Annotated in this window: 16 protein-coding genes; all 16 read right to left on the bottom strand. The window is 68.7% G+C overall.

The window, feature by feature from the left end:
• Positions 1-9: 9 nt before the first annotated feature.
• The 16 genes from fliO to JI752_RS11365 all read right to left on the bottom strand — a co-directional run bounded on the left by fliO (position 10) and on the right by JI752_RS11365 (position 15,027).
• Entirely contained in the window at positions 10-495 is a 486-nt protein-coding gene (gene fliO / locus JI752_RS11440; protein WP_216963923.1) for a flagellar biosynthetic protein FliO, read from the bottom strand.
• Positions 496-767: 272 nt separating this feature from the next.
• The gene (gene fliN / locus JI752_RS11435; RefSeq protein ID WP_216963921.1) at positions 768-1,097 is read right to left on the bottom strand and encodes a flagellar motor switch protein FliN; all 330 of its coding nucleotides are present in this window, start codon (positions 1,095-1,097) and stop codon (positions 768-770) included.
• Positions 1,098-1,102: 5 nt separating this feature from the next.
• Positions 1,103-2,134, bottom strand: a complete 1,032-nt coding sequence (fliM, locus tag JI752_RS11430; RefSeq protein WP_216963919.1) for a flagellar motor switch protein FliM — start codon at positions 2,132-2,134, stop codon at positions 1,103-1,105.
• 27 nt (positions 2,135-2,161) lie between these two features.
• Positions 2,162-2,659, bottom strand: a complete 498-nt coding sequence (locus tag JI752_RS11425; protein WP_216963917.1) for a flagellar basal body-associated FliL family protein — start codon at positions 2,657-2,659, stop codon at positions 2,162-2,164.
• 418 nt (positions 2,660-3,077) lie between these two features.
• Positions 3,078-4,367: a flagellar hook-length control protein FliK gene (locus JI752_RS11420; protein WP_216963915.1), complete on the bottom strand. Its 1,290-nt coding sequence runs from the start codon at positions 4,365-4,367 to the stop codon at positions 3,078-3,080.
• Positions 4,367-4,831: a flagellar export protein FliJ gene (fliJ, locus tag JI752_RS11415; RefSeq protein WP_216963913.1), complete on the bottom strand. Its 465-nt coding sequence runs from the start codon at positions 4,829-4,831 to the stop codon at positions 4,367-4,369. Before fliJ ends, JI752_RS11420 begins: the two co-directional genes overlap by 1 nt.
• A complete protein-coding gene (gene fliI / locus JI752_RS11410) occupies positions 4,828-6,228 on the bottom strand; it encodes a flagellar protein export ATPase FliI (RefSeq protein ID WP_216963911.1) in 1,401 nt (466 codons plus the stop codon). Before fliI ends, fliJ begins: the two co-directional genes overlap by 4 nt.
• Positions 6,229-6,397: 169 nt before the next feature.
• Positions 6,398-7,000, bottom strand: coding sequence for a FliH/SctL family protein (locus JI752_RS11405; RefSeq protein WP_216964324.1), 603 nt, complete (start codon positions 6,998-7,000; stop codon positions 6,398-6,400).
• A gap of 26 nt (positions 7,001-7,026) precedes the next feature.
• Positions 7,027-8,013: a flagellar motor switch protein FliG gene (gene fliG / locus JI752_RS11400; protein ID WP_216964322.1), complete on the bottom strand. Its 987-nt coding sequence runs from the start codon at positions 8,011-8,013 to the stop codon at positions 7,027-7,029.
• A 10-nt stretch (positions 8,014-8,023) separates the two neighbouring features.
• Entirely contained in the window at positions 8,024-9,712 is a 1,689-nt protein-coding gene (fliF, locus tag JI752_RS11395) for a flagellar basal-body MS-ring/collar protein FliF (protein ID WP_216963909.1), read from the bottom strand.
• 151 nt (positions 9,713-9,863) lie between these two features.
• Positions 9,864-10,223 carry a flagellar hook-basal body complex protein FliE gene (gene fliE / locus JI752_RS11390; protein ID WP_216963907.1) on the bottom strand — a complete coding sequence of 120 codons (360 nt, stop codon included), beginning with the start codon at positions 10,221-10,223 and terminating at the stop codon, positions 9,864-9,866.
• Positions 10,224-10,828: 605 nt separating this feature from the next.
• Positions 10,829-10,975 (bottom strand): hypothetical protein, encoded by a 147-nt coding sequence (locus JI752_RS11385; RefSeq protein WP_216963905.1) that lies wholly within the window; start codon positions 10,973-10,975, stop codon positions 10,829-10,831.
• Positions 10,976-11,247: 272 nt separating this feature from the next.
• Positions 11,248-12,720 (bottom strand): sigma-54 dependent transcriptional regulator, encoded by a 1,473-nt coding sequence (locus JI752_RS11380; RefSeq protein ID WP_216963903.1) that lies wholly within the window; start codon positions 12,718-12,720, stop codon positions 11,248-11,250.
• Positions 12,717-13,100: a response regulator transcription factor gene (locus tag JI752_RS11375; protein WP_216963901.1), complete on the bottom strand. Its 384-nt coding sequence runs from the start codon at positions 13,098-13,100 to the stop codon at positions 12,717-12,719. The genes JI752_RS11380 and JI752_RS11375 overlap by 4 nt, the downstream gene beginning before the upstream one ends.
• 2 nt (positions 13,101-13,102) lie before the next feature.
• Positions 13,103-14,491, bottom strand: a complete 1,389-nt coding sequence (gene rpoN / locus JI752_RS11370; protein WP_216963898.1) for an RNA polymerase factor sigma-54 — start codon at positions 14,489-14,491, stop codon at positions 13,103-13,105.
• Between the two features lie 332 nt (positions 14,492-14,823).
• The gene (locus tag JI752_RS11365; RefSeq protein ID WP_216963895.1) at positions 14,824-15,027 is read right to left on the bottom strand and encodes a hypothetical protein; all 204 of its coding nucleotides are present in this window, start codon (positions 15,025-15,027) and stop codon (positions 14,824-14,826) included.
• Positions 15,028-15,552 lie beyond the last annotated feature (525 nt).

The raw sequence follows: 15,552 nt of genomic DNA, 5'->3' as shown, positions 1-15,552 counted from the left end.
CCACGGCGCTCACGGCTTCTTCCCGAAATGCTGCGCCAGCAACTGCGCGAACGGACTGACGGCATTCCCCTGCGAAGGCTGTGCCAGAGGCAGCGGTTCGGCCAGTGTGTGCAGCGTCGTCATGCCGTTCTGGCCGACGCCCAGCAGCAGCTGCGTGTTTCCGACTTCCACCACGACCACGCGATCGCGCGGCCCCAGCGCCAGCGAACCGACGACGCGCAGCGCGTTGGTGTTGGATGCACGGCCCACGCCCGGCATGCGACGCGCGAGCCAGCCCAGGCCGAGGATCAGCGACACCACCAGGATCAATGCGAACACCGCGCCGCCGATGCCGGGGCCGTCGGCGGGCTTGGCGAAGGCTTGCGGTTTGGCGGGGTGCGCGACGGTGGCGGTGTGCTGCGCGTTGGCCGCTCCCCCTGCTTTTGCTCCCCCTGCTTGCAGGGGGTGAGGAGGGACGGCTTGCGCGCCATTGGCGCGCGTCCCGACGAACGCCATCGGGCCATCGCCCGATGGCTGCGGGCTGGGAGGGGGTAGCGAGGCGCCTTGCGCCGAGCCTTCCTGTGACACGTTCGCCGCAAGCGGCTCACACCCCTCCCCAACCCTCCCCTGCAAGCAGGGGAGGGAGTTCACGGGCGCACCCGACGAAACGACAGCCGCATCATTTCCGATCGCAACCATCGCGCGGTCGCCGAGCCCCTCTCCCGCTCGCGGGAGAGGGGTTCGGGTGAGGGCAGACGCAGCGGCTGCGTCGACAGTACCCGCAGCGATCATCGCAGCCTCTTGATCCGCTCGGCCGGGCTGACCACGTCGGTCAGACGCACGCCGAAACGATCGTTGACGACGACCACTTCGCCCTGCGCGATCAGCGTGCCGTTGACGTACAGATCCAGCGGTTCGCCGGCGGCGCGCTCCAGTTCGACCACCGAACCCTGATTGAGCTGCAGCAGGTTGCGGATCGGAATGCGCGCGCGGCCGACCTCGAGCGACAGCGTGACCGGCACGTCGAGGATCACGTCCAGGTTGAGGTCGCTGGCGATGCCGCCATCAGCGGTGAGCGGATCGAAAGCGGCGCGTGCGGCGGAGTCGTTGCTGGTCATCGGCGTCAGGCCTGGGTGAGCGCGGCGTGGACCGCGATGGAGTCGGGATTGGTGGGGTCGAACACCGGCTTCTCGCGTACGGCGTGCACGGTGTTGACCTTGATGGCGTTGCGGCCGTTGTGCGTGCCGAACTCGCCGGAGAACAACGGCATCTGCTCGACCTTCAGCGTCGCCGTGCGCGGGATTTCCAGCGGAATCACGTCGCCCACGCGCAGCCGGCACAGCTCGCGCAGGCTGATCGAGCGCTGCGCCAGCACGCTGGACAGTTCGATCTCGGCGTCGTGCAGCTGCGAGCGCAGCGCGACCGTCCAGCTTTCGTCGCGTTCGATGCGGTCGCTCTGCACGCCGGCGTCCAGCGCCTCTCGGATCGGTTCGAGCATCGCGTACGGCAGCGACACATGGAATTCGCCGCCGCCGCCGTCCAGCTCGACGTGGAAGCGGCACACCACGATGTATTCGCGCGGGCTGATGATGTTGGCGAAGTGCGGATTGACCTCGGAATTGAGGTATTCGAACTCCACCGGCATCACCGGCGCCCACGCGTCCACCAGGTCGGCGAAGGTCTGCTTGAGCAGCAGCTGGATCACGCGCATCTCGGTGGGCGTGAACTCGCGGCCTTCGATGCGCGTGTGGTACTTGCCCGAGCCGCCGAAGAAGTTGTCCACCACGGTGAACACCAGGCGCGGTTCGAACATCACCAGCGCGGTGCCGCGCAGCGGCTTCATCTTCACCAGGTTGAGGTTGGTCGGCACCTGCAGCGAATGCATGTACTCGCCGAAGCGGATCAGGTCGATGCCGCGCACCGACAGGTCGGCCGAGCGGCGCAGCAGGTTGAACAGGCCGATGCGCCACGTGCGCGCGAAGCGCTCGTTGATCATCTCCAGCGTCGGCAGCTTGCCGCGGACGATGCGGTCCTGGCTGGCGAAGTCGTAACTGCGCGCTTCGCCCGGAACCGGCGGCGGCTCGGTCTCGACCGCGCCGGAATCCACGCCGTGCAGGAGGGCGTCGATTTCGTCCTGTGACAGCAGGTCGCTCATCATCGGATCAGGCTCTCGTGAAGGCCGTTACTGCGTGACCAGGCTGGTGAAGAACACCGCCTCGACCTTGTCGGGCGCGCGTTCGGCGCGGAGCACGCCGCGAACTTCGGCCAGGGCCTGTTCCTGCAGGCGCTCCTTGGCCGAGCGCTGCGCGAGCTGCGCGGCGGTGTGCTGGCCGAACAGCAACAGCAGGCGGTTGCGGATGGCGGGGGTGTGCAGTTCCAGCGCGGCGCCGGTGGCTTCATCGCGCGTCATGACCTGGACGTCGGCCTGCAGGTAGCGCACCGCGCCGGTGTCGGCGAGGTTGACCACGAAGGCCGGTTCGAGGGCGTAGTAGCGGGCCGGCGCACGCGTCGCGGCGGCGGCCGGTTCGGCGGCGTGGGCCTGCGCGCCGCGTCCTTGCAGGAACCACCACGCGCCGGCGCCGGCGATGCCGATCACCAGCAGCACGATCAGAATCCACAGCGCGAGGTTGTTGCTGCGCGGCGGGATCGGAGGAGCGGCGTGGGCGGAGGGCTTGGACATGCGCGGAACTCGGCGATGGGGAATGCCGGTGCCGTGCAAGGGGTGTGCCGTGGGTTGGAAGTGGGAGCGGTGGCGGCTGCTCGATTCCTCCCGTCATCCCGGCGAAGGCCGGGACCCAGGCCCGGAGCGTTCAGGGCCCTCTCATTGCCGACGCCCCGCCTCACCGTCATTCCAGCGAAAGCTGGAATCCATTTGCGCTGTTCCAGGCCTCGCCGGCAAAGCTGAAGATCAAGATGGATTCCAGCTTCCGCTGGAATGACGAGACGGAGCGGACGACGTGACAGCCTGGGTCCCGGCCTTCGCCGGGATGACGGTGGAGGTGGGACGGTAGCGATGAAAACCGCCCGCCCCGGCGCGTCGGTCTTTTGACGGACGTCCCGCGCCAGACTCCCGTCAGTGCCCGAGGGCGCTCAATCGGTCACGCGTACTCATCCAGCAACCCGCGCGAGGCGCGCACCGCCGGGCCGGGCGTCGAGCCGGCATGGGCCGCGCTGTCGGCACCGTCGCCGCCGAGGGGGCCGGGTTGGCCGTTCGCGGGCGCCTGCTGCCCCGGCTGCCGCTGGCCGACATCCGCATGCCCCAGCTGCAAGCCCTGCTGCCCGAGCATGTCGCGCAGGCGCGGCAGGCTCGACTCCAGCGCGTGCCGGACCTCGGCCTGGGCGCTGTTGAATTCCGCGTTGACGCGATTGCCGTCCAGCTGCAGGCGCACGTCGATCGTGCCCAGATGATCCGGCGTGACGCGGATTTCCGCGTGGCCGATCTTCTGGTCGGCCAGCCACGCGATGCGCGAACCGAAGCCGTCCTCGAAGCCCTTGTCGACGCCCAGCGGCTGGTTCGCCATGACCGCGGCGACCGTGGCGCGCGACAGCGGATGCGTCGTGGCGTTCGAAACCGACAGCGGCGGCGTCGCGGCCGTGTCGCCGACCTCGCCGATCGCGCCCGTGTCGAAGGTCGCGTCGGGCGCGTTCGCGTCGCCGTCGGCGGAGACCGCGGCGCCCATCGCCACGGCGAAGGCGGCCGTGGCGTCGCCTTCGGCCGGCGTCGCGGGCGTCGTCGCCGGCAATGCGGTGGGAAGCGTCGGCAGCGTCGGCTTCGCGGCGGTCGCGCCCTGCGCGCCGGTGGCGGCGTTATCCGGGGCGGTCGGCGCCAGCGCGGCCGGCAATGCATCCGTCGTCGCCGTGGGCGCGGCGGCGGTCGCGCCGGCGAGGCCGTTCAGCAGCGCCAGCAGTTGCTCGGGCAGCGCGGGTGCGGCGGCATCGTTCGCCGCAGGCGTCGGCGACGCTTCGGCCGTTGCGGTGGCAGTGGCGTCGTCGTGGGCGGGCGCGCTCGCTTCGCCGCCCTGCGTGTCGGACGTTTCGGCGCTGCGTGGTTCGCGCGGCGCGTCGTCCCTCGCTTCAGCGCGCACGTTGTCGCGCGGCTTGGCTTCGGTCGCTTTCGAATCGTTCTGCGACGCGTCCTGCGACGGACGCGAAGGGCCGGAGTCGCGCGGCCGTTGGGCGCCGTCCGCGCGACTGGACTCCGGCGTTCGGGACGCAGGCGAAGGCGACGACGATCGGGAATCCGATCGCGCGCCCTGCGCCTGCAACATCTGGTCGAACCCGCTGGACGCACCGGCGTCGTCCTGCGTCGTGGACGAAGCGCCGCCATTGCGCGTGCCGTTGGCGCCGGCCGCGCGCTGGCCGGCGAGCAGGGCGGAGAACGTCTGCATCACTCGGTCGCTCCGTCGCTGGCGTTGCCACTTGCGTTGGCATGCACGCTGCGGCGCGCGCCGAGATCGTCCAGCTCGCGCTGCACGCGCTGCTCGGCCACGCGCGATTCCTGCGCGCGGTAGCTTCCCGCCAACTGCTCCATCACCTTGGCGTCGCGGCTGGCGAGCATCAAGCGCGCGCGTTCGACGTCGCGGTTCTGGCGGCTGCTGTCGACGATGCGGCTTTGCTGATCCACCGCCGTTTCGAGCTTGGCGCGGAAGGCGATGCGGTTGGCCAGCAACGCCGGTGCGATGGTCGCGTCGTTCGGCGTGACGGCGTATTCCTCGGCGTAGCGGCGCAGCGCGTCCAGGCGCTGTTCCTGCTCGGCCAACTGGCGGTCGCGGTCGGCGACTTCGCGGGCGGCGGCGTCCTGGCGCTGCTGCATCAGGTTCAGCAGGGGATCGAGGCGTTGCGAACGGGTCATGCGGTCTCCGTCGTCGCGGTGGCGACTGTGGGTTCACGAACATCGTCAAGAAGGCGGGCGAGGGCATCGCGGCTGGCCTGCACGTCGGCGGCCTCGCTCACGTCCTGTCCCAGGAAATTCAGGATCGCCGGCCAGCGCGCCAGCGCTTCGTCGACGACCGGATCGTTGCCGCGCTGGTAGGCGCCGATGGCGATCAGGTCGCGCTGTGCGTTGTAGGCGGCCATCAGCCGCTTGAGCTTGCGGATGCGCTCGCGCCACGGGGCGTCGGTGATGTCCTGCATCACGCGGCTCACCGAGACTTCCACGTCGATGGCCGGGTATTGGCCCGCGTCGGCGATGCGGCGCGTGAGCACGATGTGGCCGTCGAGGATTGCGCGCGCGGCATCGGCGATCGGTTCCTGCTGATCGTCGCCTTCGGTGAGCACGGTGTAGAACGCGGTGATCGAGCCGCGCCCGTCGGCGCCGTTGCCCGCGCGTTCCACCAGCGCCGGAAGTTTCGCGAACACGCTGGGCGGGTAGCCGCGCGTGGTCGGCGGTTCGCCCACCGACAAGCCGATCTCGCGCTGCGCGTGCGCGTAGCGGGTGAGCGAGTCCATCAGCAGCAAGACGTGCAGGCCCTGATCGCGGTACCACTCGGCGATGGCCGTCGCGCGCAACGCGCCGTGCAGACGCGCCAGCGGCGGGCGGTCGGCGGGTGCGGCAACGACGACGGCGCGACGCAGGCCTTCCTCGCCCAGCGTGGCTTCGACGAAATCGCGCACTTCGCGGCCGCGTTCGCCGATCAGGCCCACGACGATGACGTCGGCGGCGGTGAAGCGGGTCATCATGCCCAGCAGCGTGGACTTGCCGACGCCGGAACCGGCGAACAGGCCCACGCGCTGGCCGCGGCCGATGGGCAGCAATGAATTGATGGCGCGCACGCCGACGTCGAGCGAACGCGTGATCGGTTCGCGCATCAGCGGATTGACGGATTTGCCGGCCAGGCCGACCCAGTGTTCGGCGCGTATCGGGCCGCGGCCGTCGAGCGGCACGCCGTCGCTGTCGATCACGCGGCCGAGCAGGCCTTCGCCGACGGCGACTTCGCCGCGCTGACGGCTGGGCACCACGCGTGCGTTCGGCAGCAGGCCTTCCAGGTGCGCGCTGGGCATGAGGAAGGTGCGGTCGCCGGAGAAGCCGACGACTTCCGCATCGACCCACACGCCGCCGTGCGTTTCCACGCGGCAGCGCGAGCCGAGCGGTGCGCTGCAGCCCGACGCTTCGAGCGTGAGGCCGACGGCGCGGCGCAGCACGCCTTCGCGCGCCAGGCCCATCGATTGCGGTTTGGGCGCGGCGGCGTCCAGGCGCGAGGCCAGGCGCAGGTTGCGGGCGTCGAGCCAGTGGGAGGCGGGGGTGGTCATGCGGAAGCTCCCTGCGCTGTGTCTCCCTCCCCTGCGTGCAGGGGAGGGTGGGGGAGGGGTTGCGAAGCCGCAACGCGGCGAGCTCGGCGCTGGCGCGCCTCGAACCCCCTCCCAACCTCCCCCTGCAAGCAGGGGGAGGGGCAGAAGCTTGATGGGAGGGACGTTGCCATCATCGCGCCACCCCATGCACCGCAATCGTGCTCTCCAGCACCGCCTGCAAGCGCGCCGCCATCGTGCCGTCGATGCGCACGCCGTCGCTGTGCACGCGCAGTTCGCCGCGCGCCAGCGTGCTGTCGTTGGTCAGGCGCACGCCGTCCAGGCCGGCCAGGTGCGGATACAGCACGCCCATGTCGTCCGGGTGCAGGCGCAGTTCGACTTCGCGCTGGCTGCTGCCGACGGCGTCGAGCGCTTCGCGCACCAGGTCGGCCAGCAGCGAAGGATCGGCGGTGTACGCCGGGCCCAGCAGCGAACCGGCGACGCGCACGGCCAGTTCGGCCAGCGCTTCGGAAACTTCATCGTCCAGTCGCGAGAGCGGGCGCGTGAAGCCGTCGAGGATGCCTTCGATCTGCGCGACGAGCCGACGCACTTCGGCCTGCCCCGTCGCGAAGCCTTCCGCGTGTCCGCGCGCCAGGCCGTCGGCGTAGCCCTGGTCGTGCGCTGCCTGCTCGATGGCCTGCAACTGCTCCACGCTGGGCGGCGGCGGCAGTTCGACCACCGGCTCGACGGGTGGCGCGTCCAGGCCGGGCGCGGTCCAGCGCACGGCGCCGGCCATTTCGGTGTTCCAGGCCGCCGTCAGGCTCATACGAACGCCTCGGCCTTGGCCGCCAGCTGGATCGTGCCGGCGTCGGCCATCTTGCGGACCATCGCGAGGATTTCCTTCTGCGCCGCTTCGACTTCCGCCAGCCGCACCGGGCCGCGCGCTTCCATGTCTTCCACGAGGATTTCCGCCGCGCGCTGCGACATGTTGGAGGTGATCTTCTCGCGCACCTTTGCTTCGGCGCCGCGAAGGGCGACGGCGAGCTTGTCGTTGGGCACTTCGCGCAACAGCGCCTGCATGGCGCGGTCGTCGATCTCGGCCAGGTTGTCGAACACGAACATCAGGTCGCGGATGCGCACGCCCAGTTCGTTGTCGATCTCGCCGATGGTGCCCAGGATCATCTCGTCCTGGCCGGAGTCCATGAAGTTGAGGATGTTGGCCGCCACCTTCACGCCGCCGACGGACGAGGACTTCAGGTTCTGCGCGCCGGCGAACTGGCGGGCCATCACGTCGTTGAGTTCATTGAGTGCGTTGGGCGGAATGCCGTCGAGCGTGGCGATGCGCAGCAGCACGTCGGCGCGCACGCGGTCGGGCAGACACTTGAGCGCGTCGGCGGCCTGGTCGCTTTCCAGGTGCGCCATCACGATCGCGATGATCTGCGGGTGTTCGTTGCGCACCAGGTCGGCGATCGCGCGCGGCTCCATCCACTTGAGCGTGTCCAGGCCGGAGGTGTTGCGGCCCAGCAGGATGCGGTCGATCAGGCTGCTCGCGCGTTCCTCGCCCAGCGCCTGCACCAGCACGGCGCGCACGTATTCGTCGGCGCCCGAACCCAGACCGCTGGGCTGGGCGAGGGTCTCGACGAACTGGTCGATCACCTTGCCCACGGATTCGCGCGAGACGCCGCTGACCGAAGTCATGGCGACGCCGAGCTTCTGCACTTCCTTGGCGCTCATGTGCTTGAGCACTTCGGCGGCCTGCTGCTCGCCGAGCGAGAGCAGGACGACGGCGGCGCGCTGTACGCCTGTCAGGCCGGTCGTGTCAGGCATCGGATTCCACCCAGTCGCGTACCACTTGTGCCACGCGCTTGGAGTCGGTGCTGACCGCCGTGCGTGCCACTTCCAGTTTGTCGTCGAAGGTCATCGCACCCGGCGGCAGCGCGGCCGGTGCGGCGTCGGTCGGCGCCGACAGCGAAACGGCCACGTCCTCGTCGTCCGGCAGGACGGTGGCGGTGGTGATCTGCTGCGGCTTGGCCATCGCCTTGCCGCCCATCAACTGGCGAAACAGCGGGCGCAGGACGGTGACGATCAACACCAGCACCACCAGGCCGCCGACGGCGATGCGCAGGAATTCCATCGCACGCGGATGTTCCCACAGCGGCGGCTGGTCGGATTCGCCGGTGTCGGTGATGTCGCGCGCGAACGGCGCGTTGACCACCGACACCGCGTCGCCGCGCTGGGAATCGAAACCCACCGCCTGCTGCACCAGCGACTCGATGCGCTTGAGTTCGGGATCGGTGAGCGCGCGCAGCGCCGGCTTTCCGTCCTTGCCCGCGGCGGCGGGGACGTTGTCCACCAGCACTGCGGCGGTGACGCGGCGCACACGGCCCGGGCCCTGGCGGGTGTGGGTGAGCGTGCGATCGATTTCGTAATTGCGAACTGAGCTGCGCGAGGACGGCCCGTTCGATGCGGTCTGCTGCTGTTGCTGCGCGACGGCGGCGGCATTGGGTTGCGCGGCGTTGTTGGCGGCGTTGGCCTGCGCCGGCGCGGCGGGCGTGTTGCTCACGCTGCCGGGAATGCCCTGCGGTGCCGTGTTGCCGCCACCGGCCGAGGATTCCGACAACTGCTCGCTGCGCACCATCGGCTGCTGCGGGCCGTAGATCTCGCGCGCTTCCTCGGTCTGGGCGAAGTCCATGTCGACGCTGACCTGTGCGCTGACGCGGCCGCTGCCGGTCATCGGCTCCAGCAGTTCGTGGATGCGCTGGACGTAGGTGGCTTCCAGGCGATGCTGCTGGTCGAACTGCTTGGCGCTGATGGCCGCGTCCGAATCCGGATCGACGTTGGACAGCATGCGGCCGTACTGGTCGACCACCGTGACGCGGTCCGGCGGAAGCCCGGGAATGCTGGACGCGACCAGGTGCACGATCGCATCGACCTGGCCTTGCTCGAGCGCGGATCCGTTGTGCAGTTGCAGGACCACCGAGGCGCTCGCCGGTTCCTTCTGCCGCGTGAACGCGCTCGGCTTGGGCATCGCCAGGTGCACGCGCGCTTCGCGCACGGGGCGCAGGTTGGCGATGGTGCGTGCCAGTTCGGATTCCAGCGCGTGCTGGTAGCGCGCGTTCTCGATGAACTGGCTGGTGCCGAACCCCTGGTCGCCCTTGATGGCGTCGAAGCCCGAATCGGTCTTCGCCGGCAACCCGGCCGCGGCGAGCGCGAGCTTGGCCTGGCCGAGCTGTTCCTGCGGGACGGACAGCGCGCCGGAACCGGGATCGATGCGGAACGGAATCTGCGAAGTGGCGAGCAGCTCGGAGGCCTCGCTGGTCGACTTCGCGTCCAGGCCCGCGTACACCGGCACGTAGTCCGGCTTCTGCGACCAGAAGAAGAGCCAAAGGCCCAGCGCGATGACCGACGCCACCAGCGCGAACAGACCCAGCTGCCGCACCACCGGGATGTCCTGCAGCCCGCGCAGTTCGCGCAGCTTGTTCTGGTTGGGGAGGGTGATGACGGCCATGTTGCTTGTCCGGGATTCGTGATTCGGGATTAGGGATTCGTAAAAGCGGAGGTGTCAGTTCTGGAAGTCTTCTGGCTCATGTGCATTGCTCTTGCGAATCCCGAATCCCGAATCCCGAATCCCGAATCCCGAATCCCGAATCCCGGTTTCATCACACCGGCATGTTCATCACGTCCTGATACGCCTGCACCAGCCGGTTGCGCACTTCCACCGTGGCGCGGAAGGCGACCTGCGACTGCTGCATGGCGACCATCACGCGCGCCAGGTCGGCGCGCGGATCGCCCAGTTCGAACGCTTGCTGCAATGCGCCGCTGGTGTTCTGCGCGCGGCTGACGCTGTCGATGGCATGGCTGAGCGTCTGCTGGAATCCCGGCGCGCCCTGCGCCGCCCCGGCCGCCCCCGGTGCCAGCGCCGACGGGGCGATGGCATTGCCCGGCGCGGCGTCCGGCCCGCGCATGCGCATTTCGTGCGCGCGGATCTGGGACATGATTGAGGAGATCGCATCGGTCATGGTTCGTGCCGTGCCGCGTGGGGTTCTGCCAGGTACAGGCAAGCGGCGTGCCACGGATTCATGAACGGGTTTCTGGCGCGGGGTGCGGGGTGGGTGTCGGGTCGCTGGCGCGACGGAACCAGTCGCCGTCTCGATGACGAAGGCCGTGATCCGTTCGGCCGTCGCGGTTGCCGCCGTTCTTGATCGTCATCCCGGCGAAGGCCGGGACCCAGGCCCGTAACGCGCGGGCACTCCTTCTTTGGGCAATCCACCTCATCGTCATCCCGGCGAAGGCCTGTCCTGAGCTGGTCGAAGGGCCGGGATCCAGGCCGGCAGCACATGGGCACTCCGATAACGGCGAACCCGGTCACCGTCATTCCAGCGAAAGCTGGAATCCATTTTGATTTGGCTTTCTTAGGCTTCTCAATGAAGGAGCAATAGCAAGGCTTCCGATCGGCTGCGCCGCTCGGGTCACTTTTCTTTGCTTGCCCAAAGAAAAGTAACCAAAAGAAAGGGCAGTGGGCCCAGATCAATCCCACGACCGGAGGAAGCAAGGGCGCGTTCGCGATTCGCCATCCATGGCTCAGCGCTCACCGCCGCACATCCATGTGCGGCGCCCTTCGGGGCTAGTGACCTGAAAGGCTGTTCGACAGCAACAGCAACAGCAACAGCAACAGAAGTATCAGCAGCAACAGCAACAGCAACAACAGCAACAACAGCAACAGCAAATCCACCGTCATCCCGGCGAAGGCCGGGATCCAGGCCCGCAGCATCCGGGCACTCCCTCTGCGGTAAACCACTTCACCGTCATTCCCGCGAAGGCGGGAATCCAGGGACTTTCCACGCTTGCCGGCTGCCTATGAACAGCAACAGCAACATGGATTCCAGCTTTCGCTGGAATGACGTGATACGTCGGACAACGTGACAGCCTGGATCCCGGCCTTCGCCGGGATGACGGCTTCGGAGACGCTTTCCCGAATCCCGAATCCCGAATCCCGACCCCAACAAAGCGAGCGCTAACATCCCCCGCCCGCAAAAGGCCCGCTCAGAACCCCGATACCAGCTCCATCGTGTCGCGCTCGATCCCGTACTTGCGCAGCTTCTCCACCAGCGTCGTGCGGCGCAGGCCGAGCAGCGGGGCGGCGTGGGCGACGACGCCGCCGGTCTGGGCCAGGGCGGCGCGGATCAGGTCGAGTTCGATGTTGGCGATGTGGCCGCGCAGGTCGATGCCCTGCGGCGGCAGCGTTGTGGTCGGGGACAGCGTGGACGGGTCCGGCGTCGCGTCGGCTTCGCGCAGCAGGGCCATCACCGGCGCGGGCTCCTCGGCGGGAATGCTGTCGATCGCCGCCAGTGTTTCGGCCGGCAGCTGGCAGCGGTAACGCGCCGGAAGATCGTCGGCGCGCACCAGGCCGCCCGGATGCAGCACCGACAGACGTTCCAGCAGGTTGCTCAGCTCGCGCACATTGCCCGGCCATGCGTACTGCTGGAGCATCGCGATCGCGTCACCCGCCAGGCTGACGCGGCCGCGGCCGCCGTCGGAGAGCTGGCGCGTGATCGCGCCGATCAGATCCGGCAGGTCGGCGGCGCGTTCGCGCAGCGACGGCATTTCGATGGGGAACACGTTGAGGCGGTAGAACAGGTCCTCGCGGAACTTGCCCTGCGCGATGTGCGCTTCCAGGTTGCGGTGCGTGGCGGCGATGACGCGCACGTTGCACTTCATCGTGCTGGTGCCGCCGACGCGCTCGAAGCAGCGTTCCTGCAGCACGCGCAGCAGCTTCACCTGCATCGCCATCGGCATGTCGCCGATTTCGTCCAGCAGCAGCGTGCCGCCTTCGGCCATCTCGAAGCGGCCCTTGCGCTGCGTCAGCGCGCCGGTGAAGGCGCCTTTCTCGTGGCCGAACAGTTCGCTTTCCAGCAGGTCCGGCGGGATCGCGCCGCAGTTGATCGCGACGAACGGCTTGTCGCGACGCGGCGAGCGCGCGTGGATGGCGCGCGCGGCGACCTCCTTGCCGGTGCCGGATTCGCCGAGGATCAACACGGTGGTGTCGAAGGCGGCGACCTGGTCGATCATGCGGTTCAAGCGCAGCACGGCGGCGCTGCGGCCGGTCGGGCCGACCTGCGGGATCTCGCGGCGCGCGTCGTCGTCCAGTCGCTTGAGGCTGGCGCGACGCAGCACGTCCTGCAATTGGGTGCGTCGGATTGGATAGTCCAGCGCCCACACCTGATCCGGATGCACCTGCGCACGCCACGCGGCGTTGTCGTCGTGGCAGGGCAGTTCCAGCACCGGCGGGTGCATCGGCTGCGCGCCGATCCATGCGGCGAAACGCTCCCAGGCTTCGCCGTCGCCGATGTCGCCGGCGATGACCGCGACCCAGTCGGTGGCGCGCGCGCGCTCGAGGTTGATCTCGCTCGCATCGGCCGCGATGCGGGGAGTGAAGTCCATGAACTCCAGCAGCGTGGCGACGCGTTCGGCGCGCACCATGTCGTTGTCGATCAGGAGGATTCGCGATTCGCTCATGGCGTGTCTTCCGTGGCAAGGCGCTCCAGCAGCGGGAGCACGTCCTGTATGTAGGCCAGCTTGCTGACGAAGGCATCGGCGCCGGCGCGCAGGGCGTGCTCGCGGTGCTCGGTGTCGTCGAAATGGCTGGCGATGACGATGTAGGGCAGCGGCTCGTCTTGCGCCTTGATCAGGCGCGCGGCCTGCAGGCCGCCCATCTCCGGCATCGCCATGTCCATCAGCACCACGTCGGGACGCAGCGTCTCGCACTGGGTGATGGCTTCGATGCCGTTGCCGGCGGTGCCGATGACGTTCGCCCACGGTTGGCGGCGCAGGTGGCGGATCGCCGCGCTGATGAAGCCGGGGTGGTCGTCGACGATGAGGATTCGAAGTTCACGCATGATCAGCCTGCCTTTGCCATTGCGACGGCCGGGCGGCGGCGCTGGCGCGCCGGCGCGATGGCCAGCTGGTCACGGTACTTGGCAACGGTGCGTCGCGCCACGCGCACGCCCTGGCGGGCGAGCAGGCCGGCGATGGTGTCGTCGGCCAGCGGGGCGTGCACGGGCTCGTCGTCGATCAGGCGCTTGACCATCGCCTTGACCGCGCTGCCGGACACGTCCGCGCCGTCCAGGCGCACCGCGAACAGGCGCTTGAGTTCCAGCGTGCCGCGCGGCGTCTGCAGGTACTTGCCGGTGGTGATGCGCGAGACGGTGGATTCGTGCATGCCGATGGCGTCGGCGACCTCGCGCAGCGTCAGCGGCGCGATGGCCTCGTCGCCGCGTTCCAGATACGCGCGCTGGCGTTCGACCAGCACCTGCGTGGTGCGCACCAGGGTGTCGTTGCGCATCGCCACGCCGCGCACCAGCCAGCGGGCTTCGTCGAGCAGGCCGCGCAGCGCGGACACGTCGCCGGGCGCATCGGCCAGGGCGCGTTCGCAATGCGAGGCGATGCGCACGCGCGGCGTGGAACGCTGGTTGAGCGCGACATGCCAGCGGCCGTCGGCGCGCCAGGCGACGACGTCGGGAATGACGACGTCGCGATCGCTAGCCGGCGCGTCCTCGATGGGATGCGCGCGCAGCGTGAGGATCAGCGTGATGGCGTCGCGCACGGCGTTGGTGTCGGCCTGCAGCGCCTTGGCGAGTGCGGCTTCGTCGTGCATCGCCAGCAGGTCGACGTGGTCGCGCAGAATGCGCGACGCCAGCGTGCGTCCGGCCGATTCGGGCAGCATCGACAGCTGCGCGCGCAGGCACTCACCGGCATCGCACGACGCCACGCCGGGCCATTCGCCGTGCAGCAGGCGCTGGCGGACGATTTCAAGTTCGCTGGCATCGACATTGCAGGTGCTGGCACCGAGCAGGTGCAGTTCGTCGAGCGGGGCTTCCAGGTAGCCGCGGTCGTCGCACTGGTCCAGCCACCAGGCGGCCAGTTCGAGATCGCGCGCGTTCCACTGCAGGGACAGCGACTTCAGCAGGCGCAGGCGCGGATCGCTCGACTCCCCGTCGGCGATGCGCGCGGCCGAGTCGTCGTCGAAATCGCCGCCGGCGCTGCCGCCGGAGACGAACGAGGGTTCGGGCAGTTCGTCCCATGCCGCGGTTTCCAGCTGCGCATCGACGGTGGCGTCGACGCCCTCGTCCTCGGCCTCGTCCTGTTCCAGCAGCGGATTGCGCTCCAGCGCCTGGCGAAGCTCGAGTTCGAGCTGCGGCGCGGTGAGCTGCAGGAGGCGGATCGATTGCAGAAGTTGCGGCGTCAGGTTGACGCCCAGCCCGAGCTTCGGGCTCATCACGGCTTTCACGGTTGTGTCCCCATCCGCCGGAGCCGGCGGCCACGGAAGTCATCGTGATGTGAAGGTGACGGGAAACTAATCGGGGCGAGCCCGGACATACGCCGGGGAATACCTGTAGGCGTGTCGGGGTAACCCTGACATTGCGACGTGTTTCCGGCTGGCCGTGTGCGGATGCGTCATGCAGTGACGCGATGGGGCACGCGTGCATCCGTCACTGTTGGGGTTTGTGACGATCCGTTGGCGCGGGGAGGCGGGGGCGGGTGGAGGGTTGCAAGGGGCGGGCCAGAATGGGGGTTGGCGCGATACGAGGGGCGCTTCGATGACGGCGGGCCCTGTCCCCGTCATTCCAGCGAAAGCTGGAATCCATTTTGATTTGGCTTTCTCAGGCTTCTCAAAGAAGGAGCAACAACAAAGCTTCCGATCGGCTGCGCCGCTCGGGTCACTTTTCTTTGCTTGCCCAAAGAAAAGTAACCAAAAGAAAGGGCCTTCCTTGACACCCCAATCCCACGACCGGAAGGAGCAAGGGCGCGTTCGCGATTCGCCATCCATGGCTCAGCGCTCACCGCCGCACATCCATGTGCGGCGCCCTTCGGGGCTAGGGACCTGAAAGGCTGTTCGACAGCAACAGCAACAGCAACAGCAACAGCAACAGCAACAGCAACAGCAAATTCACCGTCATCCCGGCGAAGGCCGGGATCCAGGCCCGCAGCATCCGGGCACTCCCTCTGTGGTGAACCACCCCACCGTCATTCCCGCGAAGGCGGGGTCTTTCGGGCCGCCGAATGGCGGCACCCTCCATGTATCCGATCCACTCCGGCCTTCGAAAGGCTTGATGCGTGCGAGCCTGGATCCCCGCCTTCGCGGGGATGACGACTTGTGGGTGGGGAGGCTCCGGGCCTGGGATTCTCGCCTTCGCGGGGATGACGGTTTCGGTTAGGTCTTGGCCGAGACGGGTAACCGCAGTCCGTTCGCCCGGATGACGACATGCCTAGCCCCTCTCCCGCTTGCGGGAGAGGGGTTGGGGTGAGGGCAGGCGAAGCGGGAACGCGCGCGGACGCAACGCGATCAGG

Origin of the sequence: Lysobacter sp. MMG2, from assembly GCF_016735495.2 — a bacterium.
GTDB lineage: Bacteria > Pseudomonadota > Gammaproteobacteria > Xanthomonadales > Xanthomonadaceae > Lysobacter_J.
Note: the sequence above shows the minus strand (reverse complement) of the source record. Positions and strands in the feature narration are given on the sequence as shown.